This window comes from Sphingobium lactosutens DS20 (assembly GCF_000445105.1).
Taxonomy (GTDB): Bacteria; Pseudomonadota; Alphaproteobacteria; order Sphingomonadales; family Sphingomonadaceae; genus Sphingobium; species Sphingobium lactosutens.
In genome coordinates, this window is record NZ_ATDP01000106.1 from 1 (window position 1) to 25,324 (window position 25,324).

The 25,324-nt window shown below is 58.5% G+C and carries 29 protein-coding genes; 14 read left to right on the forward strand and 15 right to left on the reverse strand.

Annotation, left to right across the window (positions count from 1 at the left end):
- Nucleotides 1–90 precede the first annotated feature (90 nt).
- From RLDS_RS48900 to RLDS_RS48910, 3 genes are all read right to left on the reverse strand, one after another.
- Nucleotides 91–456 (reverse strand): hypothetical protein, encoded by a 366-nt coding sequence (locus RLDS_RS48900; protein WP_021227722.1) that lies wholly within the window; start codon nt 454–456, stop codon nt 91–93.
- A 273-nt stretch (nt 457–729) separates the two neighbouring features.
- The gene (locus RLDS_RS48905; RefSeq protein ID WP_021227723.1) at nt 730–1,113 is read right to left on the reverse strand and encodes an A1S_2505 family phage non-structural protein; all 384 of its coding nucleotides are present in this window, start codon (nt 1,111–1,113) and stop codon (nt 730–732) included.
- A 65-nt stretch (nt 1,114–1,178) separates the two neighbouring features.
- On the reverse strand, nt 1,179–1,481 hold the full coding sequence (locus RLDS_RS48910; protein ID WP_009822961.1) for a DUF736 domain-containing protein: 303 nt from the start codon (nt 1,479–1,481) through the stop codon (nt 1,179–1,181).
- A 678-nt stretch (nt 1,482–2,159) separates the two neighbouring features.
- On the opposite strand from RLDS_RS48910, the gene RLDS_RS48915 reads away from it, so the two are divergent.
- Together RLDS_RS48915 and RLDS_RS48920 are read left to right on the forward strand one after the other, a co-directional pair.
- Complete coding sequence (locus RLDS_RS48915; RefSeq protein ID WP_021227725.1) at nt 2,160–2,438, forward strand: type II toxin-antitoxin system ParD family antitoxin; 279 nt, start codon at nt 2,160–2,162, stop codon at nt 2,436–2,438.
- Nucleotides 2,439–2,440: 2 nt separating this feature from the next.
- On the forward strand, nt 2,441–2,749 hold the full coding sequence (locus RLDS_RS48920; RefSeq protein ID WP_021227726.1) for a type II toxin-antitoxin system RelE/ParE family toxin: 309 nt from the start codon (nt 2,441–2,443) through the stop codon (nt 2,747–2,749).
- A 120-nt stretch (nt 2,750–2,869) separates the two neighbouring features.
- Here RLDS_RS48920 and RLDS_RS48925 read toward each other — a convergent pair whose 3' ends face one another.
- A complete protein-coding gene (locus tag RLDS_RS48925; protein WP_021227727.1) occupies nt 2,870–3,094 on the reverse strand; it encodes a hypothetical protein in 225 nt (74 codons plus the stop codon).
- 106 nt (nt 3,095–3,200) lie between these two features.
- On the reverse strand, nt 3,201–5,354 hold the full coding sequence (locus tag RLDS_RS48930) for a ParB/RepB/Spo0J family partition protein (RefSeq protein ID WP_021227728.1): 2,154 nt from the start codon (nt 5,352–5,354) through the stop codon (nt 3,201–3,203).
- Nucleotides 5,355–6,102: 748 nt separating this feature from the next.
- On the opposite strand from RLDS_RS48930, the gene RLDS_RS48935 reads away from it, so the two are divergent.
- The 4 genes from RLDS_RS48935 (at nt 6,103) to RLDS_RS48950 (ending at nt 10,322) form a co-directional block, all read left to right on the forward strand.
- Nucleotides 6,103–6,474: a type II toxin-antitoxin system RelE/ParE family toxin gene (locus RLDS_RS48935; RefSeq protein WP_021227729.1), complete on the forward strand. Its 372-nt coding sequence runs from the start codon at nt 6,103–6,105 to the stop codon at nt 6,472–6,474.
- The gene (locus tag RLDS_RS48940) at nt 6,474–6,866 is read left to right on the forward strand and encodes a helix-turn-helix domain-containing protein (RefSeq protein WP_021227730.1); all 393 of its coding nucleotides are present in this window, start codon (nt 6,474–6,476) and stop codon (nt 6,864–6,866) included. Before RLDS_RS48935 ends, RLDS_RS48940 begins: the two co-directional genes overlap by 1 nt.
- Before the next feature lie 71 nt (nt 6,867–6,937).
- A complete protein-coding gene (locus RLDS_RS48945; protein WP_021227731.1) occupies nt 6,938–8,335 on the forward strand; it encodes an SIR2 family protein in 1,398 nt (465 codons plus the stop codon).
- Nucleotides 8,328–10,322, forward strand: coding sequence for an ATP-binding protein (locus RLDS_RS48950; RefSeq protein WP_021227732.1), 1,995 nt, complete (start codon nt 8,328–8,330; stop codon nt 10,320–10,322). Before RLDS_RS48945 ends, RLDS_RS48950 begins: the two co-directional genes overlap by 8 nt.
- 71 nt (nt 10,323–10,393) lie before the next feature.
- Here the strand turns inward: RLDS_RS48950 and RLDS_RS48955 are convergent, their stop codons facing one another.
- Together RLDS_RS48955 and RLDS_RS48960 are read right to left on the reverse strand one after the other, a co-directional pair.
- The gene (locus RLDS_RS48955) at nt 10,394–10,738 is read right to left on the reverse strand and encodes a DUF2958 domain-containing protein (RefSeq protein WP_021227733.1); all 345 of its coding nucleotides are present in this window, start codon (nt 10,736–10,738) and stop codon (nt 10,394–10,396) included.
- 734 nt (nt 10,739–11,472) lie between these two features.
- Complete coding sequence (locus tag RLDS_RS48960; protein WP_021227734.1) at nt 11,473–11,781, reverse strand: hypothetical protein; 309 nt, start codon at nt 11,779–11,781, stop codon at nt 11,473–11,475.
- Nucleotides 11,782–12,410: 629 nt separating this feature from the next.
- On the opposite strand from RLDS_RS48960, the gene RLDS_RS56560 reads away from it, so the two are divergent.
- The 4 genes from RLDS_RS56560 (at nt 12,411) to RLDS_RS54735 (ending at nt 18,199) form a co-directional block, all read left to right on the forward strand.
- On the forward strand, nt 12,411–12,674 hold the full coding sequence (locus RLDS_RS56560) for an RHS repeat protein (protein WP_021227736.1): 264 nt from the start codon (nt 12,411–12,413) through the stop codon (nt 12,672–12,674).
- A 40-nt stretch (nt 12,675–12,714) separates the two neighbouring features.
- On the forward strand, nt 12,715–17,007 hold the full coding sequence (locus tag RLDS_RS55500; RefSeq protein ID WP_084514931.1) for an RHS repeat domain-containing protein: 4,293 nt from the start codon (nt 12,715–12,717) through the stop codon (nt 17,005–17,007).
- Nucleotides 17,007–17,255: a hypothetical protein gene (locus RLDS_RS48970; RefSeq protein ID WP_031298825.1), complete on the forward strand. Its 249-nt coding sequence runs from the start codon at nt 17,007–17,009 to the stop codon at nt 17,253–17,255. Before RLDS_RS55500 ends, RLDS_RS48970 begins: the two co-directional genes overlap by 1 nt.
- A gap of 500 nt (nt 17,256–17,755) precedes the next feature.
- Nucleotides 17,756–18,199: a DUF6641 family protein gene (locus RLDS_RS54735; RefSeq protein WP_021227739.1), complete on the forward strand. Its 444-nt coding sequence runs from the start codon at nt 17,756–17,758 to the stop codon at nt 18,197–18,199.
- A 60-nt stretch (nt 18,200–18,259) separates the two neighbouring features.
- Here the strand turns inward: RLDS_RS54735 and RLDS_RS48975 are convergent, their stop codons facing one another.
- The 3 genes from RLDS_RS48975 to RLDS_RS48985 are packed head-to-tail and all read right to left on the reverse strand — an operon-like array spanning nt 18,260 to nt 19,803.
- Complete coding sequence (locus RLDS_RS48975; RefSeq protein ID WP_021227740.1) at nt 18,260–18,682, reverse strand: hypothetical protein; 423 nt, start codon at nt 18,680–18,682, stop codon at nt 18,260–18,262.
- Between the two features lie 2 nt (nt 18,683–18,684).
- Nucleotides 18,685–19,329, reverse strand: coding sequence for a hypothetical protein (locus tag RLDS_RS48980; RefSeq protein WP_021227741.1), 645 nt, complete (start codon nt 19,327–19,329; stop codon nt 18,685–18,687).
- Nucleotides 19,330–19,362: 33 nt separating this feature from the next.
- Nucleotides 19,363–19,803: a hypothetical protein gene (locus tag RLDS_RS48985; RefSeq protein WP_084514933.1), complete on the reverse strand. Its 441-nt coding sequence runs from the start codon at nt 19,801–19,803 to the stop codon at nt 19,363–19,365.
- Nucleotides 19,804–19,978: 175 nt separating this feature from the next.
- Here RLDS_RS48985 and RLDS_RS48990 point away from each other — a divergent pair, with 175 nt between their 5' ends.
- Nucleotides 19,979–20,383 carry a hypothetical protein gene (locus tag RLDS_RS48990; protein ID WP_021227743.1) on the forward strand — a complete coding sequence of 135 codons (405 nt, stop codon included), beginning with the start codon at nt 19,979–19,981 and terminating at the stop codon, nt 20,381–20,383.
- The gene (locus RLDS_RS48995) at nt 20,376–20,597 is read left to right on the forward strand and encodes a hypothetical protein (protein WP_021227744.1); all 222 of its coding nucleotides are present in this window, start codon (nt 20,376–20,378) and stop codon (nt 20,595–20,597) included. Before RLDS_RS48990 ends, RLDS_RS48995 begins: the two co-directional genes overlap by 8 nt.
- Before the next feature lie 320 nt (nt 20,598–20,917).
- Here the strand turns inward: RLDS_RS48995 and RLDS_RS49000 are convergent, their stop codons facing one another.
- Complete coding sequence (locus RLDS_RS49000) at nt 20,918–21,631, reverse strand: hypothetical protein (RefSeq protein ID WP_021227745.1); 714 nt, start codon at nt 21,629–21,631, stop codon at nt 20,918–20,920.
- Nucleotides 21,632–21,994: 363 nt separating this feature from the next.
- Here RLDS_RS49000 and RLDS_RS49005 point away from each other — a divergent pair, with 363 nt between their 5' ends.
- Nucleotides 21,995–22,213 carry a helix-turn-helix domain-containing protein gene (locus RLDS_RS49005; protein WP_021227746.1) on the forward strand — a complete coding sequence of 73 codons (219 nt, stop codon included), beginning with the start codon at nt 21,995–21,997 and terminating at the stop codon, nt 22,211–22,213.
- 7 nt (nt 22,214–22,220) lie between these two features.
- Nucleotides 22,221–22,463, forward strand: coding sequence for a DUF7662 domain-containing protein (locus RLDS_RS49010; RefSeq protein ID WP_201767505.1), 243 nt, complete (start codon nt 22,221–22,223; stop codon nt 22,461–22,463).
- 27 nt (nt 22,464–22,490) lie between these two features.
- On the opposite strand, the gene RLDS_RS49015 is transcribed toward RLDS_RS49010, so the two are convergent.
- The 4 genes from RLDS_RS49015 to hxsC all read right to left on the reverse strand — a co-directional run bounded on the left by RLDS_RS49015 (nt 22,491) and on the right by hxsC (nt 25,288).
- Entirely contained in the window at nt 22,491–22,709 is a 219-nt protein-coding gene (locus RLDS_RS49015; RefSeq protein ID WP_021227748.1) for a hypothetical protein, read from the reverse strand.
- Nucleotides 22,710–22,808: 99 nt separating this feature from the next.
- Nucleotides 22,809–23,486, reverse strand: coding sequence for a recombinase family protein (locus tag RLDS_RS49020; RefSeq protein ID WP_052034194.1), 678 nt, complete (start codon nt 23,484–23,486; stop codon nt 22,809–22,811).
- 237 nt (nt 23,487–23,723) lie between these two features.
- Nucleotides 23,724–24,314, reverse strand: a complete 591-nt coding sequence (hxsA, locus tag RLDS_RS55505) for a His-Xaa-Ser repeat protein HxsA (RefSeq protein ID WP_031298829.1) — start codon at nt 24,312–24,314, stop codon at nt 23,724–23,726.
- Nucleotides 24,311–25,288: a His-Xaa-Ser system radical SAM maturase HxsC gene (hxsC, locus tag RLDS_RS0128765; protein WP_236616906.1), complete on the reverse strand. Its 978-nt coding sequence runs from the start codon at nt 25,286–25,288 to the stop codon at nt 24,311–24,313. Before hxsC ends, hxsA begins: the two co-directional genes overlap by 4 nt.
- Between the last annotated feature and the right edge of the window lie 36 nt (nt 25,289–25,324).

Sequence of the window (25,324 nt, forward strand, 5' to 3'; positions counted from 1 at the left end):
GCCAGCGCGGCGGGCGGGTAGATCCCGCCCGCCGCGCGACACGGACGCGGGCGGCGGTGGCAGGCGGCACGAGACCGCCTGCCCTCCGGGTCAATCGGTATCCGGTCCCCAAAGCGGGCTGTCCTCCGGGTAGAAGTGGCCCGCCAGCTTCTCCAGCACGGCCACCACCGACCACAAGGTCCGGCCGTGGATGTCCATGCGCTCCTGCGCGACGAGGATGCTCACCGCCGTCGCGTTCGCTTCGACGCGCTGAACGGCGTCCTCGAAATCGTCGAAAGGCTCGATGTTCTCGATGGGGATCACGTCGCCGTCCTCGTCATAGCCGCCATGCAGGTAGAGCGGCGCGGTCTTCATCCGCTCACCGGCTTCCTCGGCTTCCCGGATCAGGGCGAAGGCTTCGCGGCGCTCCCGCCAATATTCTGCGCTTCCACCGTCAACATGCTTGATATTGCACATGACTGTTTTCCCTTCTGCAAATCGTCCGCAGGGCGATGGCCAGGCCATCGACCCTGCCTTCGCGGCGAGCAGCCGGGGGTGTGAGGGGCAGCAAGAATCTGCCGGGGTGGTGCGGGCGCAGGGAGCGCAGCGACTGAGCCACGGCCCGGCCGATTGTTGTTGCTGGGGAGCGGGGGCGGAGCCCCTGCTTCCCGCCTGGACGAACGACCGCCGGGATACCGGCGCGGCCGCAAGGCCGCTGGGCCTGCGCCGCGCCTCCGCCGTTCGCGCGCCTCAATCCAGACCTGCGCCCAGAACCGCACGAAAAACATCGGGCAAACGCACGTTCGCGGGCGCATTGGCGAACATGGGGGCGATCTGGTCGGGCCGGTATCCGGCCAGGCCGCAGCCGATCGGCGTCAGCTCGAACGACAAGTCGGGATGTAGCCGGGCATATTGGAGGAATCCTCCGACATATCCGCGTATCTCGCCGAGATGGAGCGGCCTCAGTTGTGCGTCCTTGGTCGGAATGGCGTAGGCGTTGCCTTGCCGTCCGACGCCGCGACCGTAGATCGCGCCGCAATGCCGCCGCGCCCATAAGGCGGCGCCCTTGCCGTGACGGCCGGCGAGGTTCGATCCGAAGACAAAAACCGGAGGTGTGGCGGAATGGCTGTGCATCGTCGCGCTCCTTTCGGACGATCGGAAGAGGAGCGCCCCGCCCATGTCGGGCGGGGCGCGGCGGGTCAGTCGGAGACCAGCTCGTAGATGCCGGGGGTCGTCTCGTTCTCGAACAGCCGGAGATAGACCGGCGTGCCGCCGAGGAGGGTCAGCTTGAACGAGACGTAAGGGCGATTCTCCTTGCTGATCTTCGCCCAGGCGGCGCCGTAGTCGATCCGATCGTCGTCGGCCGGATGGATGCGGAAGTCGGGGGCCTTGTCGTTGTCCTTGCCCTCGACCCGGCGCAGCTCGACCTGCTCGCGCACGCCGAAGGAGCGGATTTCGCCGGTGTAGCCGCGATCGGTGGTGGTGAAGGTTCCGCGGATCATGTCGTCAGTCCTTTCTTGCTTCGGGACCGCGCCTGTCGCGGCCTCGATGGCTGTCGATCGGACGGGGGACGACCGGCCCGCACCCGAAGGGCGGAACGAAGTGGCTGGCGGCGGCGGGCGGCTTTTTTGGCTTCGCGATGCAAAGCCGGCATGGCCGGCGGCGGAAAAAAACCGCCCGCCGCCGTTGCGGGAAGACGGGCGGGCTTCGGCCAGACAAGCCTTTCGAGAGGCCGCGTGGGCGGCGGTGCCGTGCAAAAACATGGGCCTGACGAGATGATCGGAGGGGCGTTGCCGCCTGCCGGCCGTGGCGGCGCCGGCGATGGTTCGGTGCCCAAGGCGTGACGGGCGGGTTTCGACCGGGCGAGCCGCAAGGGCGACGTGGCCCCGGCTTTCGCGGCATTGCGGCCGATGCAGCGGAGCGCGGCGCTGCCATACGGAAGATCGGCGGGCGGGGCGCGGCGTGCGTTTCGGACAGGTTCAGGCCTGGCCTGGGCGATGCCGGTCGAGCGCCGGATTCGGGACCAGGACATTGGCGAATATGGGCTGGCTGCGCTGGCTGGTGCAGCGCCTCGCCCGACATGGGCGGGGCGCTTCCGCCTCTGGTCGCGTGAGCTACGGCGAGCGACCTTGAAGGATCGTGCGGATAGGATTAAATCATATCCGTAAAGGAGCCCATCCATGCGGACGACTCAACAGTTCAGCGTGACGCTGCCGAACGACATGGCGGCGCAGGTCCGCGCCAAGGTGGCGTCGGGCGAATATGCCAGCGAAAGCGAAGTGATCCGCGACGGGCTGCGCGCGCTCCAGGCGCGGGACCGGGCCGTGGAGCAATGGCTGCGCAACGAGGTCGTCCCCGCCTATGACGTCTACAAGGCCGATCCCTCGCGCGGCATTCCGCTCGACGACGTGCGCGCCGGCCTGGCCGAGCGCCACAAGCGGGCCGCCAAGCGCGGCTGAACGTGGCTCATTCCATCATCCTCACGCCGGAAGCGCGTGACCATCTCGATGCCATTTACGACCATATCGCCGCCGCCGCGTCGCCGGACATCGCGCAGCGCTTCACCGATGGCATCATCGGCCATATCGGCAAGCTGACCGATTTCCCCCGGCGCGGGACGATGCGCGACGATCTGCGGCCGGGCCTGCGGACGATCGCCTGGCGCCGCCGCGTCACCATCGCCTTTGCGGTGGAAGACGCGGCGGTCGTCATCGTCGGGATCTTCTACGGCGGCCGGGATTTCGAGAGCCTGCTGAGCGAGGATTCCTAGAATCGCGAGCCGGGCCATGCCCGGCGAGCGCCGATCATCCCCATGACAGAGCGGCCGCGCCCGGTGAGGGGCGCGGCCGCGATTTTTCGCAGGCTGTGAAAGTGAAGCCGCAAACGTCGATCAGCGGTGCGCCTCCCGCCAGCGCCGCGCCGCCGCCGCGTTGAACAAGGGACGGCCCGCACAGGCGCGATGCTCGGCTATGAAGGCGGCGCAATGGTCCAGAACATAGTCGTGGACGATGGTGCGATCCTCGGAAAAGTCGTTGATCGGCTGACCGCACCGGACACAGCAGAATATTCCGGGCTGGTTGTTGCGGCGGGCGATGACACGGAAACGGCGGCGCATGACGGAGCCTCCTTGCGGGGGTGAGGCATCGTGCGGGACAGGGCTGCGCGACACCGGAACAAAAGGAAGGCCGGGACCGCTCACGCGGCCCCGGCCCGATGCCGTGCTATTCGGCGGCAACCGAGTAGGCGGCGTCTTCGTCCACCGGCTCGGCTTCGGCGTCCGCGTCGGCTTCGGCGGGCTGTTCCACCGTTTCGACCTCCACGGCCTCGCCGTCCTGCGCTCCGGTATCGGGGGTGTCCTGCGGACACGCTTCGGACGGCTGCGCGATCCCTTCGGCGTCCTCCGTCTCGACGGGTTCGGCCTCCGGTTCCGGCGTCCGCAGCACGGAGGGAAGCCAGCCCTTCCCGGCAAGACGCTGCTCGGCGGCTTCCGCCATCTCCTGCTTGGTCTTGTCCGCGATCCGGCGGGCCGCATCCTCCGACACGCCTTCGGCCACGGCCTCAAGGATATGCGCCTTGGTGACACGGCCAAGGTAGCTGTCCACGGTGGGCGTCCAGTCCTTCGCCATGTCGAGCGCCAGCGCGGTCGCCAGCCTGTCCGCCGTTTGCAGCGTCCGGGGCTTGCGATCCCACGGCAGGCGCAGGGCGTTGACGGTGCGGGCCGCGCAATGCGCCAGCAACGCCACCCGCTGCGCGTCGTCCAGTGCGACGATGAAGCCCCACAGGTCGGCCACGTCATGTGGCATCCGCTCGGCCCATGCCTCATGCGCCTCGCTCGCCCGCGCCGCCAGCGGCGTATCCTCGATCCCCGCCGCATGACCTCCAAGCGGGGTCACAGTCGGACGGATTTCAAGGCAACCGGCCTCGGCGTAGCTGTAGAACAGTTGCGCCGTAAGCGTGTGGGTCAGGGCGATCAACGCAACGCTGGGCTGCTCGCCAAGCGCCACGCGAAGGGCAAGCGTCCGGTGAGCGGACAGGTCGCGAATGAGGCTGTCGGAAATGGGCTTGCCCGGTTCCTCGTCCTCGTCCTCGAAATCCTGAACGTCCTCGTCGCCGTCCTCGGCCTGCTCGTCCTCCACGGCCTCCGGGCCGATGGCTTCGGCCTCGTCCTCGGGCTGCGGATCGGCCAACGCCTCGTCCTCGGGACGGACGAAACCCCGTTCGATCCTGACCGTGCCGTCATGGTGAAGCACGACGAACACCCCGCCATGCGCGATCAAGTTGGCATCGTAGGCGTAACGCTTGGCCGAAATGGCGTCGATCTCATCGGACACCGCTTCCAGCTTCTTCGCCACGTCCTCGGGCATTTCGTCATAGGACGAATAGCCTTCGGCGAGCTCGTCATGCTCGGTGGACAGGGCATCAAGCCGGGCCTCGTCCTCGTCGGACAGGTCCACGGCCTGCGGATAGAAGCGCCGCATACCGTGGGCATGGGGATAGTCGATATGGGCCTCAACCCACTTCCACCCCTCGGTCTGCACCCCGTCCGCTATCTCGCGCAGCTTTTCGACGGCAAGCATGTCGAGCAAGCCCACATCCTCGAAGAAACCGCCTCGATCCTCGCTGAACAGGTCGCGGATGATGTTGCCGCCCGCCTCGATATAGGCGACGGCTCCGACGAACACCGCACGACGATCATCGGCAGGCACGTTGTTTGCGGTCATGTCGCGCCGAATGATCCACGGCTCCCGGTTGTGATGCAGGTTCTCGAATACCTGCTCCTGCCGGGCGTGGTCCTCGGTGATGGCGAAGGCCATAAGCTGATCCAAGGTCAGCCCGTCCTCGCGATAGACCTGCAACAGTTTCGGACTGACAGCGCCAAGGCGAAGCCGCTGCTTCACCACACTGCCCGACACGCCGAACCGCGCGCCGATTTCCTCCGCGCCCCATCCCTTGCCGTCCGCAAGCTCGCGGAACCGCTCGAACTGATCGGCGGGGTGCATCGGGGTCCGGGTCACGTTCTCGTCCAGACTGATCTCGGACGGGTCGTTCTCGGTGTCGAGACGGCAGCGAACCGGGTGGTTCCTCCTGATCTGCTTGCGCTTGGCGCGCAGCAGATAGGCCAGCCTGCGGCCTTCGCCAGCGGTAACGAAATAGGCGCCGGTCGGCTTGTCGCCCTTCATTTCCGGCTCGATCACAAGGTTCTGGATCAGGCCCTTATGCGCGATGGAAGCGGCCAGCGCCTCGATGGCGGCTTCGCCATGCGGCACCTTGCGGGCATTCTTGGGGGACTTCTTGAGCTTGTTGAGGGGCACGAAAATCTCGATGCCCGACACAGGCTCGGCAGCGGTCGTTTCGATTTGAACAGTCTTGGTCATCTTCCTACTCCTTGGGTTTCCGCGCAGCGGGAAGCGCCGCGCTGAAACCCTGCCCGTCGGCGAGACCGGGGGTGCAAACGGAGGGGCGGCTTCGCGGGGAACCGGCTGCACGGACCCCGGCCTTGAGCCGGGGGGAGGAAGCTGGGCGGAAGACGTTCCGAAGTGCGCCGGGGGCGGAGCCCCAAGCACCGCGCCGCTTGCGGCGCCACCAAGAGACGCACCCTTGCGGCGGACGGCCGGCGCGGCGGCGTGCGCGCGGACCTGGGGCCCAGCCGTCGCCGTGCCCTCCGGCCAGAGCGAGAGTGCTGCGCTGGGGAAAATGACGCGCGACCCCTGCGCGGCGTCAGCCGCCAGAGTGCGCTCCTTAAATCCCCGCGCTCTATATCGGAGCGTTGCGGGGTGTCCCCGCTCGAAGGGGTCTGGCGAGACCGGCATGGGGCTCGACAGCAGGGGAAGGCTTTCCCCCTCAAAACCGTATAGGATGAGGACAGCAACAGCATGATCCGCACGCTGGAAGCGCGTTGCGAAGACTATCGGCTGTGGCTAGAAATAAAGTGCCCCGGCGGTATGCAGAGCAGGGACCACCGGGGGATACTCACTCTATAGGACTTATCGGGGCAAAAAGATCAAGGGCGAAACCATCGCCGGCCCGTCGATGCTCATCTTCTCACCGAAGGGTTGCCACGCCGCCGGTGAATGGGCCAGCGCCCAACAGGCCAATCTTGACGATATAGCTTGGAGGCTATATATGGAATGGAAAGTCGCGTTCGGCGACGAGTTTGATGCGGAGTTCGAGGAATTGCCGGAAGCGGTGCAGGACGAACTGCTCGCTTCGGCCAAGCTCCTCGCCGCGTTCGGTCCGCAACTGAGCCGGCCGCACGCGGACACGCTGAACGACTCGTCGTTCGCGAACATGAAGGAATTGCGGTTCGATGCCGATAACGGTGTGTGGCGGGTGGCCTTCGCGTTCGACCCCGAGCGCAAGGCGATCCTCTTGGTAGCTGGTGACAAGTCCGGCGGCAGTGAAAAGCGTTTCTACAAGACGCTCATCACCAAGGCGGACAAACGCTACCAAGCGCACCTCGATCGGCTGGCGGCCGCGAAGAAGGGAAAGAAGTGATGGGCCGGAATCTAAATGATGTCGTTGCCGCGCTCCCCGAAGCGCGCCGCGCCCGTGTCGAGGCGCGCGCGCAGGAGCTGAAGGAGCAAGTGGAGAGCCTGGGCGAATTGCGCCGCGTGGCGGGCAAGGCTCAGGTCGAGATCGCTTCGGCGCTCAACGTCAAGCAGCCCTCGGTATCCAAGATCGAGAAGCAGGCCGATATGTATCTCTCGACGCTCAGGAGCTATGTCGAGGCGGTTGGTGGGCAACTCGATCTGATCGTGCGGCTGCCATCACGGGCGCCGTTGCGGATCGAGCGTTTGGGCGATGTTGCTCTCGGGGCCACAGCCGGGTCCGGCAAGATCACCACCAAACGCCGGGCGAAGCCGAAGACGGCCGCTCGCGCAGGCTGACGATATTGGCGGCACGGAAAGGGTTTCAGATCATCAGCGTGTAAGCGTGGTGGCATGTAAGGGGGAGAATTATGACGGCTGTGCCGCCAGCGCCTATCGAATATCAGCTCATCGGCCTCGCCGAAGACGGCGGCGTCGGAGATTTGCTGGCGGGCCTCGATCAGAAGCAGGGGCGCGTCCGCCTTCAGGCGCTCATTTCCGAATGGCTTCGGATGGAGAATCTCGTCGTTCTGACGGGATCGGGCACGTCGGTTTCCGCGGGCGGCAAGACGATGGCCAATCTCGAAACGGCTGTATTCGCCGCGATAGAGGCGCTGCCCGACATTCCGGCCTCGATCACTCCCATTATCGAAGCCCGTAAAAACGCTGTCCTTCTTGCCGCCTTCGACGACGATGAGCCAATCGGTTTCGAGGCATGGCTCTCGTTCGTCGCCAATGCCCTGGTCGTTGTGGAATCAGCGGGTGGGCCATTTTCCGCCGTGACCTGGCCCAGCACGCCCGCGCCCAGCGTCGCCGACCTGCGCTGGTTCGTCGACCGGCTTCGCATGGCGATCTTCGCCGAATGCGCGCTTTCTCTGCCGGACATCGGGCCGGCCGCGTCCGCCGACAAGATCGCGCCGCATCTCGCGTTCCTGTCCAAGCTCGTGGCGCGGGATAGCAATCTCGGGCGCACTCATCTTTTCACGCTCAACTATGACACACTGTTCGAGCAGGCGCTGGAATTGCTCGGCGTGCAGTATTTCGACGGGTTCACTGGGCGCGCGTCGGCGCGGTTCGATCCTTCCGTCTATGGGTTGGACATCTACTATCCCGGCGAGGTGGCCGAGGGGCGTGTCCGACGCTTCGACAAGTTCCTGCATTTCTACAAGCTGCACGGCTCGATCCACTGGTTCGAGCACGGCAATGAAATGCGCGCGCGTCACCCCGACCTTGCTCCGTTTCGGTCATATGCCGCCCTGACCCCGCAGGATAAGGCGGGGTCGCTCGTGTCTTTGGCCGGGGGCACACCCTCGGTCGGAATCCTGCCGACCGCCAATAAGTTCGCGCAGACGCTGACGATGCCCTACGCGCATCTGTTCCGGTCTTTTCAGGTGCGGCTCGGCATCCCCCAGACCTTCCTTCTCGTGCTCGGATATGGCTTTGGCGACGATCATGTCAGCCGGATCATCGAGAACGCGCTGATGAATCCGTCGCTGGTGATGCTGGTGGTCGAACCCAATCCGAACAGTGCCGTGATCGAGCGCATCCGTCGATACAAGGATCTCGGCAAGCGCGCCTTCGTCCTGTGTCCGACGACGGATGCCTTTACCGCAGCGCCGTTCAAGCACGCGACCTTCGACGATTTCGCGCGAACGGTGATGCCGGACGTGCAGTGGCTCGACGATTTCCTGCGCTTGCGGCGCTTCGAGAAGCAGATTGCGTCATCCGCGACGTCGGCTGAACCGGACACCGAGACGACGGATGGATAACCCCCGGCTCGTCGGCCACATCGTCTCGGTCCAGGGCTTTCGCGTGAAGGTGGAACTGCTGCCCGAGACCCGCTCGGCGTTGCGCGCGACGCCGGATGGAGTCCAGGCGGCAATTGCCATCAACGCCTACCTCACATTTTCGCTTGGAGCCGGCGAAACGGTGATCGGCATCATCACCGATCTCGAAGCGCGCGAGACGTTCGATCCCGGCAGCGGCGATGACCTGAGCCTTGAACTGATGAAGCCGCGCCGCGTCGCCAGCGTGCAATTGCTGGGGACGATCGAACATACCGATGACGAGCCTGCCTTCAGTCCGAGCATTTCCGTGCTGCCGACGCTCGACACACCGGCGGAAATCGGGTCGCCGGACATCCTGCGCGCGGTGTTCGAGATTCCGCCTCGGCGCAACAAGCCCGAAGGCTATGACGAGAAGGATTTCGACTGCGACCTGAAGATCGGATTCCCGACCGGCCAGGATCGCAATGTCGTCCGCGCCTCCTATAACGACCTCTTCTCCAGGCCCTTGGCGATCGTCGGAAATACTGGTTCGGGCAAATCATATTCCGTATCGAGCCTGATCCAGAAGGCGATGGCGGCGCTTGATGGCGCTGCCGAGGAGCCACACGTCTTCATCCTCGACATCAATGGCGAATATGCCAAAGCCTTTCCGGCGGCCGAAGCGGCACAGCGCTTGCCCGATCGCATCTACCTCAATGGCAAGGAATTCGGCCTTCCGCTCTGGTTTCTGAACGCTGAGGAAATCTGTGCTTGGCTGAGCGCGTCGGAGCAGACGCAGGAGCCGGTGCTCAAGGATTGGTGGGCAATCGCCAAAGGCGGCGATGAGATGGCTGCTGCGAGCATGAGCGCGCTTCAAAATGCGATGAGCGCGCTCGACCAGTTGCTAAGCGAACTTACAAAATTGAAGCGAAAGTTTGCCGGTTCTTATTGTGATGCCATTGTAGGACACCTCGCGGATACGGATATCGACACTGCCGCGTTTGAAGCGCTCTTTGCCACTCATCGCACTGTCGATCAGTATAATCAGGATGTGATGGCTAATCAGGCCACTATTTCGACGGAGGGGAACAAACTCAAAGATGCCATCCGTGCGCTGATTGTCAGCGGGAGCGAAACAACGGAAGCAGGCGCACGCACCGCTGACTCTCCCCTACCGATCGCCCGCGCAACCCTCACTGATCCGTCGCTCATCAATCGCGCCGTGTCCAAGGAGGATACGTTCCGCGTGGATGCCCATCTGACGACGTTGAAGCTGCGGCTGAAGACTCGCCTCGACGATAAGCGGTGGCGTTCCTTCCTCAACTATGAGGAAGCCGATACGAAGATCGAGAAGCTGTCCTCATGGTTCGCGCGCTTCGGACTTGGCGCTGCCACAGGGCCGAAAGTCTCGGTGCTCGACTTGTCCATGTTGAGCAACGAGGTTCTCCCTTATGCGTGCACGGTGATCGGGCGGGTGCTGCTGGAGGCGCGTGAACGCCTGCCCGCAGCCTCGCGCTACAAGCATCCTTGGGTGCTCGTTCTCGAAGAGGCGCACAATTATGCGCGCCCGGCCCGCTCAGATGAGGATCGCGGACATCGCCTCGCCCGGTTGACCTACGAGCGGATCGCCAAGGAGGGCCGCAAATTCGGCCTTTCGCTCATCATTGCCAGCCAGCGGCCGAGCGAGATCAGCCAGACTATCATCAGTCAGTGCGCCAACTTCATCAGCCATCGCCTACAAAACCCTGACGACATCGACCATTTCCGGCGCATCATTCCAATGCAGGCGCGACGGCTTCTCGATCAAGTGACGATTCTATCGTCAGGAGAAGCGATCGTGTTTGGTAGCGCCTTCCACATTCCGACGCGCGTCCAGTTCGACCGGCCGGAGCCTGGTCCCTATAGCCAGACGGCCGCGCCCTATCATGAATGGCGGAAGGAACAGAATCCCTTCCCACTTTCGCAAGTTATCGAGGCTTGGGGTGCCTGAGCCGGAGCGTCGCGCTCCGACATTGCCCGCCGCAACGAGCGCCCCGCCCGGATGACGGGACGCTCGAACGGTCAGGTTACGATCCGGCCGGCCCCACTGGCGAGGCGGGCGTAGCGGCTCAGCGGATACGCCGCCTCGAAATGGAGGTCGCGTTCGATCGGGAGCCCCAGCGGGCCGCGCATCGCCTCGATCTCAGCAAGGCTGACCGTGCCCAGCTCGGGCTCGCCGAGGCCGGGATCGCAGAGGCCGTAGAGAATGTCGGGCTCCTGGGGATCGCACTCGCTGATGAGCCAGGTGGCGCCGGCGTCTGGCGTGAACAGCTTGACGACGGGCTTGGGATCGAACTCGGGATGCTCGATGCTCAAGCGGCCGTTGGCGATAAGCTGCGCGCGGATGGTGTCGGTGATGAGCTGCATGACTGCCTCCATTCGGGAAGCCCTCCGATCGAGGGCGTGGAGGCGTTCGACCGGCGCAAGCGAGCGTCGGGGTCAGGCCCTACTCGGTCTGGTGCGGGCCGGGCTTGACCCCGACGCGGCGCCGGTCAGGCGTCCGAAACACCTCGCCGGGGAGGCCGAATGGGGGCGTCAAGCGGCAGGGTCCGAGGTGCGCGCAAAGCGACGGCGGCAACGGACATGACACCGCGATTGAGCGCGTTGTCTCCAAGTTCCACCCGATTGTCTCCAGCCGGCGGCGCCCTTGTCTCCGGCCACGGAGATCGCCGGGAGGGGCAAAAAGGCCGCGCGGCGACACAAGCGAGCGTGGGCAACCTTCGCCAGCCAACGCCAGGGGCGGCCCATTCTTGGCGATTTTCTGGAGACAATACGGAGACAACGGGCTTTGCCGAGGGTGTTGTCTCCAACAAAAAAGCGGCCAGAAGGCCGCTAATCTACTGTTTTCATTGAAGAAATCTGGAGCGGGCGAAGGGATTCGAACCCTCGACCCCAACCTTGGCAATATTCATGCCAGCAATAAATGCTTGAGAAATGCTCAGAAATTACCGGCGTTGAAAATCCGTATACGATCCGAATACAGAAGAGGGAACGTTAAGATATCCGGAAAATATCTGAGAGCATTTGCTCGTGTGTTCGACGTTCTATTTCAGTAAAAGTCGTATATGGGTGGAGAGAGAAAACTTTTACAGAAAATGCTATCAAATCTCGATCAGGTTGATTGTGCAAGTTCCATTCGATATCAGATAATCGACGCGATTGATGATGTTTCCGCTAGCGTCCGCTGTCAACAGCAGGGAATAAATTGCCCGTCCGGCATCCGTCGTCAGCGATATATACAATGTGTCGTAGTTACAGCCGGCACTCGGAGCCACGGTGAACTGAACATAGGCCGTGCTGTTCGAACCCTGCACACCGACTCTCGATATCGTGCGATTGCTATCGATTACAGCAAGCGCAGGTGACGACATCAGAAAACCAGCCAAAGCCGCGACAGCATATTTTTTCATCCGTCTATCCCCCATGCAAAGTGTAGTCATCGCCTGTCTTAATCGGAAGAATCATAAAGGCAATCACTGTTCGCGGATAGGATGATAAGCAATGGATTCGCCATTTCGGTGTGAATTAAACGCTTGCAATGTAGGAAATTTAGACACATCGTCCGGACAACTAGGGGTGTAACGCACATTCGATAGTGCTTGCCATTGGGCAGGCAACGTTAATCGTCATGCGCGCTTGTGCTTGGCCTTCATGACGTGTGCCTACGAACGGGGGTGATTATGAGGATGTTTCGACTAGGTTGCATTTTTCTTGCAGGTCTTTCCTCCCCGGCTTTGGCAGTGTGCGGAACCAACGCTTGCAGCAATGTCACTATCACTCGGCTTTGGACCGCTGCGGACGGTAAGGCCTATGTGAAAATATCCGATGACATTTCGCCGCTGAACTGTTCTCCACTGAATTCTGAATATCTCACACTGCTTCAGAGCGATTCCAGTTCGGCGTGGGTCTATTCCGCCATGCTGACATCGTTTACGGCGCTAGGCGGCAAACTCGCGCGCATCCGGATCAATGAGGGCACTGGCGGATGCACGATCTCCTATGTGTGGCAGGAGTAGACCTTAGGAGTTCGGAGGGACGTATGAAGATTTTGCCAATCTGTGCCTGCATGTCGATGGCGTGTTTTCCTGAACACGCCTTTGCGTCCAGCACAACGACATACACCTACGACGCTCTCGGTCGACTGGTGCAGGCCAGCACAACCGGCACGGTCAATAATGGCGTGCAAATGAGCACGACCTACGACGCGGCCGACAATCGCCAGACCTATCAGGTCACGGGATCTAGAAGCAAGGTTGTCGTCGTACCGATCAATGGGCTGACGGTCATCCCCATCACCAATTGAAAAGCCGTGAGAAATTTCTTCATTTCATCGAGGGTATCAAATGCGTCTTTCCACTCGGCCTTTTGAGGACCTCACCGACCATATTATATCCTTGGCAATCCTCCTATTTGCCTTCCCTCATTTGGCCAATGCTGTAACCCCGGAAGCAGTTCCACCGGTCCGACAAAGTGTCGACGCTAACGGTGTGGATATGGTGAACGGCATTTTTGTCATGCCTCGAGTAGACGTATCTATCGGGCCGTCGGACAATTCCGGACTGGTTTATGGAAGCACGGGTTATCGTGATACAATTGCTGCTACCATCAACTCTGACGGCTATAATTTCTATGTCAGTGTAGGTGGATTTTCAGACCATTTTACCCTGAATGCTACAGGTTTCACAAACGTCGAGCGCAATGGATCAACATTGTCCCGCGACGATGGCTATCATTACGACTATCGAACATCGGATGGCACGCTAGTTCGTTTTTTTCCCGCAAATGGGCAATATGATCGGTTTGTCGCCAACACAGGATGGGTTTCTTATATCCAATATCCTGATGGAACGCGACGAACCTACATATACAAGGGACAAAACTACTGTCCTATCGAGAAAAACCCAGAGTTTCCGACATGTCCTGTAGCGGAAGCACGGAGCGTTCGCCTGCAATCGGTCCAGACGTCAGCGGGTTACCAGCTAAAATTTAGCTATCAATCCAATACGCTCAATTGGAGTGACGACCTCGACGCATGGAACACTCTCTCCAATGTACGAGGCGTAAACAATGCGGTCGACTACTGCGATCCCTCCGCAGATAGCTGCACTTTCACGGCAAGCTGGCCCTATGCTGCTTATTCAGGTGGAACTGTCTCAGACCAAATGGGGACTGTTCGGACTGTTACCGTTGATGCAACCTCTAGCACTATCAAGACCTATATTCGGGTAGGTACGTCGGCGGCAAATGACATCACGGTGGTTCGCGACGCGACGACCAGTCTCGTCTCTAGCGTCAAGAAAGGCGGAGTGACGTGGAATTACACTTTCGCCGATGCCAACGGCAAGCGAACCATGACGATGACCGGCCCATCCTCGATACAGCGGACAGTGGTTTCTGACCTCACAACTAAATTAATAGACTCCGACACCTATGCTCCCGGAAGGGCGATCACCTACACCTATGATAGCTTTGGGCGGGTTGATACGATCACCTACCCCGAAGAGAACTACACCAAATATTTCTATGACAGCCGTGGCAACGTGACAGAAACCCGGCAGGTGCCGAAGCCTTCATCGGGTACTGCTACCATAATCACCTATGCCGCTTTCCCGTCCGTCTGCGATAACATCGTCAAATGCAATAAACCTTTGAGCACAACCGATGCTAACGGCAATGTCACCGAATATACCTACGACGACACTCACGGCGGTATTCTCACTGTAAAACTGCCGAAGGCAACTGCATCGGCGAATAACTCTGTAACTACATATACATACACGCCAAGGCAGGCTTATTTCAAGCAGAGCGCCAACGCCATCTCCGCGTCGGGCTTCACGGCTTTTAAACTTACAGGCACGTCGGCTTGTCAAACAATGGCCAGTTGCGTGGGCAGTCAAAACGAGGTGCGCACGACCGTTAACTATGGTCCTCAAGTCGCCGGCACGGCAAATAATCTTCTGCCGGTCAGTTCCTCATCAGGGTCAGGGAATGGATCGCTGACTGCAACAGTTGCCATGGCCTATGATATCATAGGCAACCGTTTGACGGTTGATGGCCCACTGACTGGAGTGAACGATACGACCCGAACGCGCTATGATGCGCGGCGTCGGGTGACTGGCGTTATAGGTCCCGATCCCGACGGTAGCGGTCCGCTAAAACACAGAGCAGTCCGCTATACGTTTGACGCGCAGGATAAATTGACGGGTATCGATATCGGTACGGTCAACAGCCAGTCCGATGCTGCATGGGCAGCCATGAGCGTACTTCAGACTGCCGTTTTGACATATGACGCAAGCAGGCGGGTGGTGAAACAGGTCTTTGCCGGCGGCGGCACGACTTATAACGTGAAGCAATTTAGCTATGACGCTGCTGGGCGGCCCGAGTGCGCAGCGCTGCGAATGAACAGTTCGGCCTGGAATTCTCTTCCCGCTTCCGCTTGCACGCAGCCGTCTCCGGGAAGTTACGCGCCCGATCGGATCACCCGCAATGTATACAATGTTGTTGGCGAAGTCACAGTTGTGCAGTCGGCCTACGGGGTGACACCGGCTAACGGTTTTCCTGTGACATTGCAACGCAATGAGGTGACCAATAGCTACTCACCCAATGGGAAACTTACCTCAATCGCTGACGCCAAGGGAAACAAAACCACATATCAATATGATGGGCAGGATCGCTTGTCCAAGACATGTTATCCCGCGACCGGCATCACAGGCTGCACCGCAGCGGCTGATTATGAGCAATCGACCTATGACGCGAATGGCAATGTCATCAAACTCCGGCTTCGCGATGGGCAAAATATCGGATTTACATATGACAACCTCAATCGTCTGATTGTAAAGAATCTGCCTGGTGCTGAACCGGATGTTAGCTATGGCTACGACCTTCTCGGGCGTCTTCTCAGCGCGTCAGGGGGAACGACCCTTACCTTTAGCTATGATGCGCTGGGTCGCCTTCTAACCGACGGTCAGGCATTTGGCGGGATGACCTATGAATATGATCTTGCCGGGCGCAGAACGAAGGCGACCTGGAACGATGGTTTCTTTGTCCGTTATGATTGGAATCTCGCAAATCAGATGACGGCGATCAAGGAGAAGGATCTGACATCGGGCGTGGGTCTTCTCGCCACTTTCACTTACGATGATCTGGGCAGACGGACAAAGCTGCAGCGTGGCAACGGTACAGTCACGAATTATCAATTGGACACCGGGTCGCGCCTTACATCATTGGAACAGAACCTCTCTGGGACAGCACAGGATCAAACGCTGGGCTTTGGATATAACGCGGCCGATCAGGTCGTCACCCGCACGATGTCAAATGACGGTTATGTCTTTGGTGAACAATATAATTCCGCGCGCGCCTATGCTTCCAACAAACTAAACCAGTACACGCTAGCAGGTACATCAGCGCCTGATTATGATGGTCGCGGAAACCTAATTTCTATCGGACCGCGCACATTCAGCTACAGCTCCGAAAATCTGATGATGACTGCTAGCGGCGGGGTAACGCTTCATTACGATCCGATTGGTCGTCTCCATGAATATGACACAAGCGTGTCAAAGCGCTTCTTATATGACGGCGGACACATTACAGCAGAGTTGGCCAATCCCTCAGGCACCGTTGCACGCCGTTATGTTCAAGGGCCTGGTGTCGATGAGCCTATCGTCTGGTATGAGGGCAATGGCACCGCCGATCGCCGCTGGTATCATGCTGATGAGCGTGGCAGCATAATAGCGATCACCAACGGCAGCGGTGCCAGCATCGCCACCAACCGCTATGATGAATGGGGAAATTCTCAGAGCGAAAACGTGGGAATATTCCAGTATACGGGCCAAATATGGCTGCCAGAGCTAAGCATATATTATTACAAGGCTCGCATGTATGATCCGCGCTTGGGGCGCTTTATGCAAACAGACCCCATCGGTTACGCGGACGGTATGAACTGGTATAACTACGCCGGGGCCGATCCAGTGAATGGCATCGACCCATGGGGCATGCAGGCCTCTGACTCGGTTTGTGTCAAGAACCCCTCGCTGTGCGGTAAAAATACAGGTAGCTTGGCGGGATACGACACTGGGGCGAAACTTGCCGACGGTGTTGTTAACACCGGTGATTCAGGTCCTGGCAGCAAGGGATCAACAGCGCTTTCGGGTGATACACTTATTGTAACCGCTGGCATCAGCGGGGGTGGAATATCGTTTGAAAATTTGCCAGGGGTGTCCATCGAACAAGGTGGTTACTACGGTGGAACGCCGCAAAATGTTGTCAGCGATGTTCTGAACCATGACATCGGTGCTGACATCATCGTGATGGCCAGGAAAGTGCCGCAGCCAGTTCAGAACTTCATCAGCGATTGGGCAATCAACTACGACTGCGCGTTCATCAGTAGCAGCAGTTGTTCGACGATGGATTACGTCACGGTCGCTGGCGCATTGCTGGGAGGCGGTGTCGCCGCGAACACAGCGATAGAAGGGGCGTCGAAAGGGTTCGCTAAGTATGGAGTGGGACGCGCGGGTCAGATCAGGTTCTTTGAGAACCGCCTGATACTAAGGCTCGATGTGAATAAGCCTATAACCCACTTGAATGTCGAAGGCAGGATGTTTGGTGTTACCTTCAACTTCCACCTTCCGAAGTGGTAATGGCTATGATCGACAAGAGGGTTAGGGACACAGTTCTTTCTATCGTATTGCAGGAACAGGATAGGTCTTCTGCGGACTGGAGCCGAATAGAGGCAGACGCATTTTCCGCTATCAAATACATCAATGAGAACAATGTTGTGATCGACAATCTCATCTATCACTTTCTCGAAGATGTGGATGCCCGAAGGAAGAGCGAGGCGTTCGCTCTTCATCAAACTGCGGGCGTTCTTAAAATGTTGGAAGCGTAGAAGCGCGCTGACGCTGCCTGCTCACATGGTCTTGGCCATCTGATCCTGCGCCTGCTCCGGCCTTTGCTAGGCAGGCGTGTGTCATTGAAGTGCCGTTGCGGTGAGTGAGACAGTGCCTCGCAGGTTCTGGGGTCATGTGAGATCCAGCGGAGTCGAGATTTTTTTGTCAACAGGTGCGCTTACGGCGTGACTTGGGTGTGGGCTGCTGGCATCCTCCTTGTGGTAAAACGCGAGAGATATCAGATGCTGATCGGCTATGCGCGAACGTCGACGGTTGAACAGGTTGCGGGGCTGGAGGCGCAGGAGGCGTCGCTCGCCGCGACCAAGCACCAAAATTTGCGTCAGCAAACAGGCTTCTTCATTCAGGCAGCGCGACGGCCTAGCCGCTTTGCTGGCCTTCGTGCGCGAACGCTGCAGTCGCAGACCTCCACAGGACCTTTCCCGTTGTCCCTTCGCATAATCCAAAGGACGGCATGGAAACCAACAATAGGAGGTTATCCATGTCGCTGCTGTCTTCGCTAAATCTCGTCCAGTCCAATGCCGCCGATATGCGCACCCGTGGCATCAGCACGATGCGCCAGAAGCTGATCGACCGGATCAGCGATCAGATCGCCTTGGTTGAGGCGATGGCATCGGGCCAGGCATTCCAGCGCGTCAAGTTTCGCCGCGTCCGCGATGAGGCGAGCGACGAGGTGACGGAAACGCCAGTCCGCACGCGGGTCCGGCCATGGTGGTTGCAGGATAAGGATGGGACCATCCTCGTGTGGATCAAATATGGCAATCAGACACTCGAACTGGCCAAGGGCAAGACGGCGATCCGGGTCAAGACCATGCAGGAATTGACCAAAACCTTTGAAACGGTGCGCGAGGCCGTCCGCGCCGGAGAATTCGACACACATATCACGAACGCTGTGGGGACGTTCAAAGCGCGCTTTGGCAAGTGAGGCCAAGGAGAAATGCCCCTCGCCAATGCAAGGGGCATTTTCTCTGCAAACACGGATCAGCTACGCCGCGCGCCTGAGACCATTGGCTTGCCAGTCTCTGGCCTCGTTCACGATATCATCCGCCATACTCGATACGACACGGAAAATGTCGATCTGATCGGCGTCCAGCGTCGACGCCTCCCCTTCAACCACCCCTTGGAAGACATTACACAGGGTTTCAACATCGGGTTGCTCTGGAGGTCTGCTGACCTCGGCCAGCAGCAATCCGAGCGTCGTGCGGGTGACGCAGCTTTCAGCGGCATATTTGTCATCCACCTCGTTGATCGTTTCGACAAGATTGTCGGCAACGGTATCAATCAACCGCATAGTTTCATCACCTCGCGCCCAGAGATAGGAAACACTGGATTCGAGTGCACGAATAGAGCGTTCCGCGGATTCGACGCGAGCCAGAAGCTCGGCCATGGCATAATCATGCTGTATCATGCTTACTTGCCCTCCTTCTTGAGAACGATGGCCTGTGGCGCCTGCACCTCAACCCAGACATAATCGTCAACATCAACGACCAGCCCGCCATAGGAAATTGAGGTGATGAAAGTGCCCCAACCGGTCTGCAAGAGATTCAGGTCCAGCAAGTCGGCATCGAACGGCTCCCTACTCTCCACGATAAATGTGCTGCAAACCATATCAAAGGTTCGGCCGGTGGCATGGCTAAAGCGACTATCGAACTGGTAGAAAGTGCTCTGATCGACCTGATTTATGGGCCAACTATTCTGATCCGGCAGTTGGACATGGTTCAGTAGCTGACTGCCATTTTGTGCAAACGCCTTAATCTCGACAGGAGCAGACATTTCAATTCCCTCGTCCAAGGCGATGTTGCAGATGCAGCCCCAATCTTTACGCGAACGGCGGGGATTAATGAGCGAGCCGTCCAGTTTCTGCTGCACGTTGAGGTGCTTGACGTAGATATGGTGGCCAAGCTGCTCCGGATTTTTGTCAATCCAATAGGCCGCGACATCGGCATCAATACGCCCCAGTTTGACCTGACCGCCAAAGCCGGAAATCTCAATGCGGGTCCGGTGAATACGCGGGGTCAAAGAAAATTCGAAAGGAGAAACGAGATTCTTAATCATAATAAATTTAATCCTATTTAATTTTAGGGGAGATTAGTTCGCGAACGGCATCGGCTTGCAGAGGACGCCGTTAATTTCGAGACCATCGAGGAAGCACCCGCCGTGGCGGACATAAACAACGGGAGCGATACGGATGCCGCCGAAGTCGAGCGGACGATCAAACTCGACAAAGAAATCGAGCATCACCTCTTCCCGCTGGTTGATCGGTTTCACGCCATGAGGATCATGCCAGCCCCCTTGCGGGGCAATCGGGTTGACATTGAAGACCTGCACGCAGTCGCCATTACGGTCGAAAATAGCGCCCTCATGCTCCATGGCCACATCGACACCCATGATGAATGGCAACGGAACGGAAGAGGCCGGATCAAAGGTCACTTCTGACTCGGCCGTCCAGGTGGGATCGACCTTTGGCATACCGCCCTGTCCTACGATGCAGATGTGATACGGGTAGATGTTGGAGTTAGTTGCAGTCATATTAGTTTCCTATGTTGCTCAATGGATTAAATTGCATTGGGTTGGTTGGCGTTGCGCTTTAAGCGCAGAGGTGGATTAACACAGGAATTATATAACGCAATAGGGAAAATGTAAGCGGCGATAATTAAATTTAGATTTAATTGAACCGAAGCTCGTTGCATGGTAGCTGCCGCTTATGGAAAGCACCGCAGACATACTCCTCGCGCACAAGCAAAGGCTGGTGGCGGAACTGGCATTGGCCAAAGCCAAGGTTGAAAGCATCGAGATGGAAATCGCGAATGTCGAATCCGCGATCGGGTCGCTACCACAAGCGCCCGCGCCTACAATCGAGCAGAAATCAGCGCCTACTAAGGTGCGACATATTGGTCGGAAAATGAGTGTGAAAGCGATGGTGCTGGAATCGCTGGACCAGCATCTACCCGATGGCGGCGAAGTCCATGACCTGTTGAACTGCTTCGCGACAGTTTATGGCCGCGATGATGTGGCCCGGACGAGTTTAAGCCCGCAACTGACCACCCTTAAAAATGAGGGGAAGATAAGCCGTGACGGTATGATCTGGCGCCTGGTGCGAAATGGCTGACCATCAGCCGGTCGCCTGTTCGCGATGTGGCCATTGGGCGCAAATCTGGCGGGAAACCGACAACCAGCATGACTATCGCGTCGAATGCGGTTTCTGCCGTCGGTACGTCGGCTGGAAATCGGAGGCCCAGCTTGCCGTTCAGCGCACCGTCACGGAGGTGACGGTCATAACATTGCCCGATCCTGGGCCAACGCTCGATGCCTTCATGACGTGACGTTGGCGACTGTAGGACCGTCAATCGCATTACCCGTTGGGCCAGCACGCGCCACTATAGGTTGATCCTGCAAACAGGCTGAGGGGCGGTGGAATTGAGCGGCTCTACTTCTGGCGATCCGCTGGAAGCACCCTGACCAACGGGGCAGGCGTGAATGACGGATGCCAAGTTCGGATCGTGCTGATCGATTACGATCGTCTCATCTCCATTACGCGTGGGCAAGCGGACCCGCAAAGTGGCAGCAACCGCGAGATCGCCTGACTTCATTTACCGCGTCCGAGCAGCCGTTCCGCACAGGCCGCTAGACCTCCTTGCAGTTATTAGCCTAGGTCTTCAGGATCGAATTTTGACGGTCCTCTGCCCACCCTAACGAATTTGGTATTCGATCGAATATAGTGATCGCTGATACCCGCATTGGCATCGACCACATCAAAGCCTTCGCCCCGCCTGATGTTGACAATCTTCCCCTTAACCTCAATCGGCTTTTCGCCGTCCGGCAGCATGGCGTCGGTATTAGAGTAGTATGTTGGAATGTTGTCGGACTGGACGGGGCCGTCCGGGCGTAGCTCCACGAGGTTTACCCAGCAGGACATGTATCCAGACTGCCCATAGCAGTCTTCCTGATAGAGTGCCGGGTAGTCGGTCATGGTGTCGATCAGTGTAATATCCGACGAGGGAATGCCGAATTGGCCTGAGTTAAATTCTACCGGATCGCCAAAGAAGGAAAACTTCTGCTGATCGCCATCCATCCGATAGACGCGAAAAGCCCCATAATTTGCATGACTTGGCGTCACGCTGGTGACTTTCACGATCAGAAATACCCCGGATTCCAGATTGAGAATCTTGAACGGGGTGACATAGGCCCTGCCATTGTCACCATCCTGTCTGAACATCGTGCTATGACCCGTCGCTGCTTTGAATGCAGCAATCAGGTTTTGATCGGTCATGTCATAGGCAATGGACGCGAGGACATTGTCATCCGGGTCGGGGATCAGATCAGCACTGCCTCCGTCCGTCTCGGATGAGGCCGCCATGTCAGCGTTAGCATCGTTAGAACCGGATTCACCTCGGTCCGTCGCGAATTCGAAACGCGGTGGAAGGTTGGCTATATAAAGTGCTAGGCCAGATGTGGCGGCACACAATAGGCAAGTCCAACCAACATATTTCCATTTTCGGCGTCGACGGCAATCTTGGCACAGCCCGGAGGTGGCAGGGCCAAATTCCTCGCCGGGATAAAAAACCTTACAAGCACGACATTCGTCCAATATTTCAACCATTCGCCCCACCAATGTCACTTTATCGTGTCATATCTAATCGCTGACATCTTCTTGTCGGGCAACTAAAATGACACGACTGGTGGACAGACATTCTACCTATCTCGCCGCCATGTCGGGGGGATGGATGTTGTCGAAATCCTTGGCCAGAATGTGCGTCATTACCGGCAACTGCGAGGGATGACGCAGGAGGAAGTTGGCCTTTCGATCGATATGAAGCGCAGCTATGTCAGCGACCTTGAACGCGGAAAGCGCAATCCTAGCGTCCGAGCCTTAGGTAGGCTTGCTGAGGCATTGGGCGTTGAACCAGCCGCTTTGCTAGCGGAAAATGCGGGGGACTGAGAAGATAATGGCAGGGAAATACGAAGCCCTTAGGGAGCACCTGAAAAACTGCAAATTTGCCGAATTTGAACTGACTTTCGCAAAAATCGAGATGATCATCGGTGGACCTCTGCCGAAATCGGCCTACACCCCGCAATTTTGGGCCAACACAAGCGATCTCACTCAGCCTCAACGGAAAGCGATAGCGGCGTCCGGGTTTGAGTCGTTCCTCATTTCCGGATCTAAAAAGGTGAAATTCAAACGGCTTTAACCTTCGAGAGCCAAATCCTGTCGAATGTCAGGATTCGTCACGCGGGGTAATCATGGTGATTGCCTCGCTTATCAGGATGAGGCGAAGGCCGGTTTCTCGCAGGCTGTTGGCAAGCGCGTGAATTTGCCCGGCATCATCCTCCGCCTGGCCCTGCATTCCGATTTCGGTCGCACCTTCGCACAGTGCCGTCATAAACACGAAGAGCTCCTGCACCAGATTGAGCGGGGAAAGTTCATATTTGACCATCGACAGCCTCCTTGAGCGTTGGGAGGCACTTCCTCCTGCAAAGCGGGAATGGCTACAGGTGCTGCATCGGGCGATGGTGCACTCGCGGCTGGGCAGTCTTCAGGCGTTGCCCAGGGAGCTTTGGCCCACATGGTCTGTGTCGATGTTGCGAAGGCGACCGACGATATTTTTGACGGTCTGCGCTGTGAACCGCCCGTCCTTGGCCGTGCTGATACCAGCCATGTTCAGCTGATTTGCCATCGCATTGAATGACCAGCCTGCATTCACCATCGGCATCAAAATGGGTTCGATCGACCGGGCATAGGCCATCGCCTGCTTGCAATGCCGTTCCTTCAATGCAGCCGCGTTTTTACCAAGAGCAACGCCTCTCTTCCTGGCTTCGGCCAGAGCGCTCCGGGTCCGCTCAGAAATCAGTCTCCGTTCCTCCTGAGCGAGGGCCGCAAAAATGTGCAGCTGGAAATCCGTGGCGTGGGGCATCTCCGCAACGGCAAGCCCAATGCCCTGTTCCATGATCCCGGCAATGAAGCTGACTTTCCGCGAAAACCGGTCTAGCTTTGCGATCAGAATTTTCGCGTCATGCTTTTTAGCATGAGCAATCGCCTTCCAAAGCTGTTCGCGATCATCGGCCTTGCCGGACTGGACCTCAACAAACTCAGCTATGACCTCGTCACCCTCGCGCAGGAACGATTCTATCTTCGATCGCTGGGCAGCCAGCCCCAAGCCGGAACGCCCTTGTCGCGCAGTAGATACGCGTAAATACGCTACAAATCGGGTCATAAAATGAAATCCATCTACGACAAACGTTGGTTTGTTGGAGACGGAATCCGGCAAAAGGATGAGGTTGGCAACGGGGCTCGGAACGACCCATCCAAGACGCTCAGCCGACAAATTCTGGTGCCCAAGTGCAGCCGGTCCGCTTTGATATCCTCTCAGAGAATAAACGGCACGAGTTGGAGCTGTTTGGAACGTTCAACAGCGGCAATCAGATAGGCGATCGGCAGCGGCGTCATAAAGTTACTGCGCAACGATCTTCAGCGCATCCAACACTTCTGGTGTGATTGTTCCGGTCACCTTCAGATTAAAATCGCCCTGGAATTTTTCCAATGCGGTTCGGGTTTCCTTGCCGACCACTCCATCGATCACACCCTGGTAGTAGCCATAGGACTGGAGCCCAAGTTGCACCCTCTTCGTGATCGTAGTGAAGAGTTCCGTGCGGCCGCTTAGCGGAATGGGAGCCTGAGCTGGCGGAGTGGCAGGTGGATTGAAAAGCGACGACGCCCCATTTGTCGTGGATCGAGAGCGCGATGGCGCGGGAGTAGGAGTGGGCGTCGAGGCGGGATAGCTTGGCGTATATACAGGCGCGCGATAGATGCTGCCGCCTGAGCCAGATCGATGGCTGCTGTGAGACGAATGGCTGCGGTGACTGCTATGCGATCTGTGGCTGGCCAGGGTGAATTTATGATCCTGGCGAAATTGCTGGATCAGGGGCTGCTTACCGGGCTCGTCGACCTTGAGAACCGCCTGCATGAACTGCGCCTGTGCTGCTTCTGCCGCGCCCAGTCCCGCAAAACTTAGACCCGAGATAAGAAATCGCGATTTCTTCATAGAGGAACCACCTTGAGATCGGCATCCCTGGGATGCCATTCGAAAAATCCACCGCACTGATCACGTTCATGGCATGGGGCACATGTTGGCGCATATCGTCGTTTCCAATCCGAGATCGAGGCCATTGCATACGGCCGATATTCCTGTGGCACACTGCATCGTGGAACATTGAAAAGGCGCACGTCGAGGCCGGATAGTATCGCATGGTCAAGAGCCTGACCCAGGGGCGCGAAATCCTGCTGATGATCGACGTAAAGAGCATCCCAGCGGTTCTTGGCGAAACCGGCGTTCTCGAGCTGCATTATCGACCAGTGCTCGATGAACGGCAGGCGCGTTACCACATACCGCGCCAACCGAGGCAGATCATTATAATTGTCGGATAGCAGTACGGTCCGCAGTTCGATGCGGGCGCCCGCTGCCAGCAAATGGCAGAAGCTCTTTTCGAGACGAGCCAATGCCCCTTCTTTTGCCACAATCTGGTCGTGGGAAGCATGATCGGCAGAATAAACCGGAATTCCCCATTGCACCCGTTGGTAGCAGGGCTGTCGTAATCGCTCGACATCGCCTTGTTCGAAATGCTGTCCATTGGAGAGGATATGAAAAGCCAGATCCGGCCGCTGGCCAAGAACTGTTTCCAGCAACTCGAGAAGGTCAGCCTTGAACAAAGTTGGCTCCCCGCCCGATATACCTATGACCGACGAGTCTGGAGCGAGTAAGCAAGCGTCTGTAAATGCGGCGAAGCGATCTTCATGAGTCTTCTTGGGTGGCTGTGAACACATGACGCAGAGCTGATCGCAACGCTCGGTCACCAGCAGCGTATTATGGCCGGATCCTGCACGTATCAGGCGTTCGGCCCTACCAGCGCGTGGATCGACGAGGACTATGTCGCCTTCAAGACTCATAGCTTGCGGGCGCTCGATGGTGAAAAGACCAAAATCACCGCTGTAAAGCGCGGTGCCACCTGCATCGCTCATCAGCCTTGCGTCCCGGCTATCGTCCCACGTTACGGC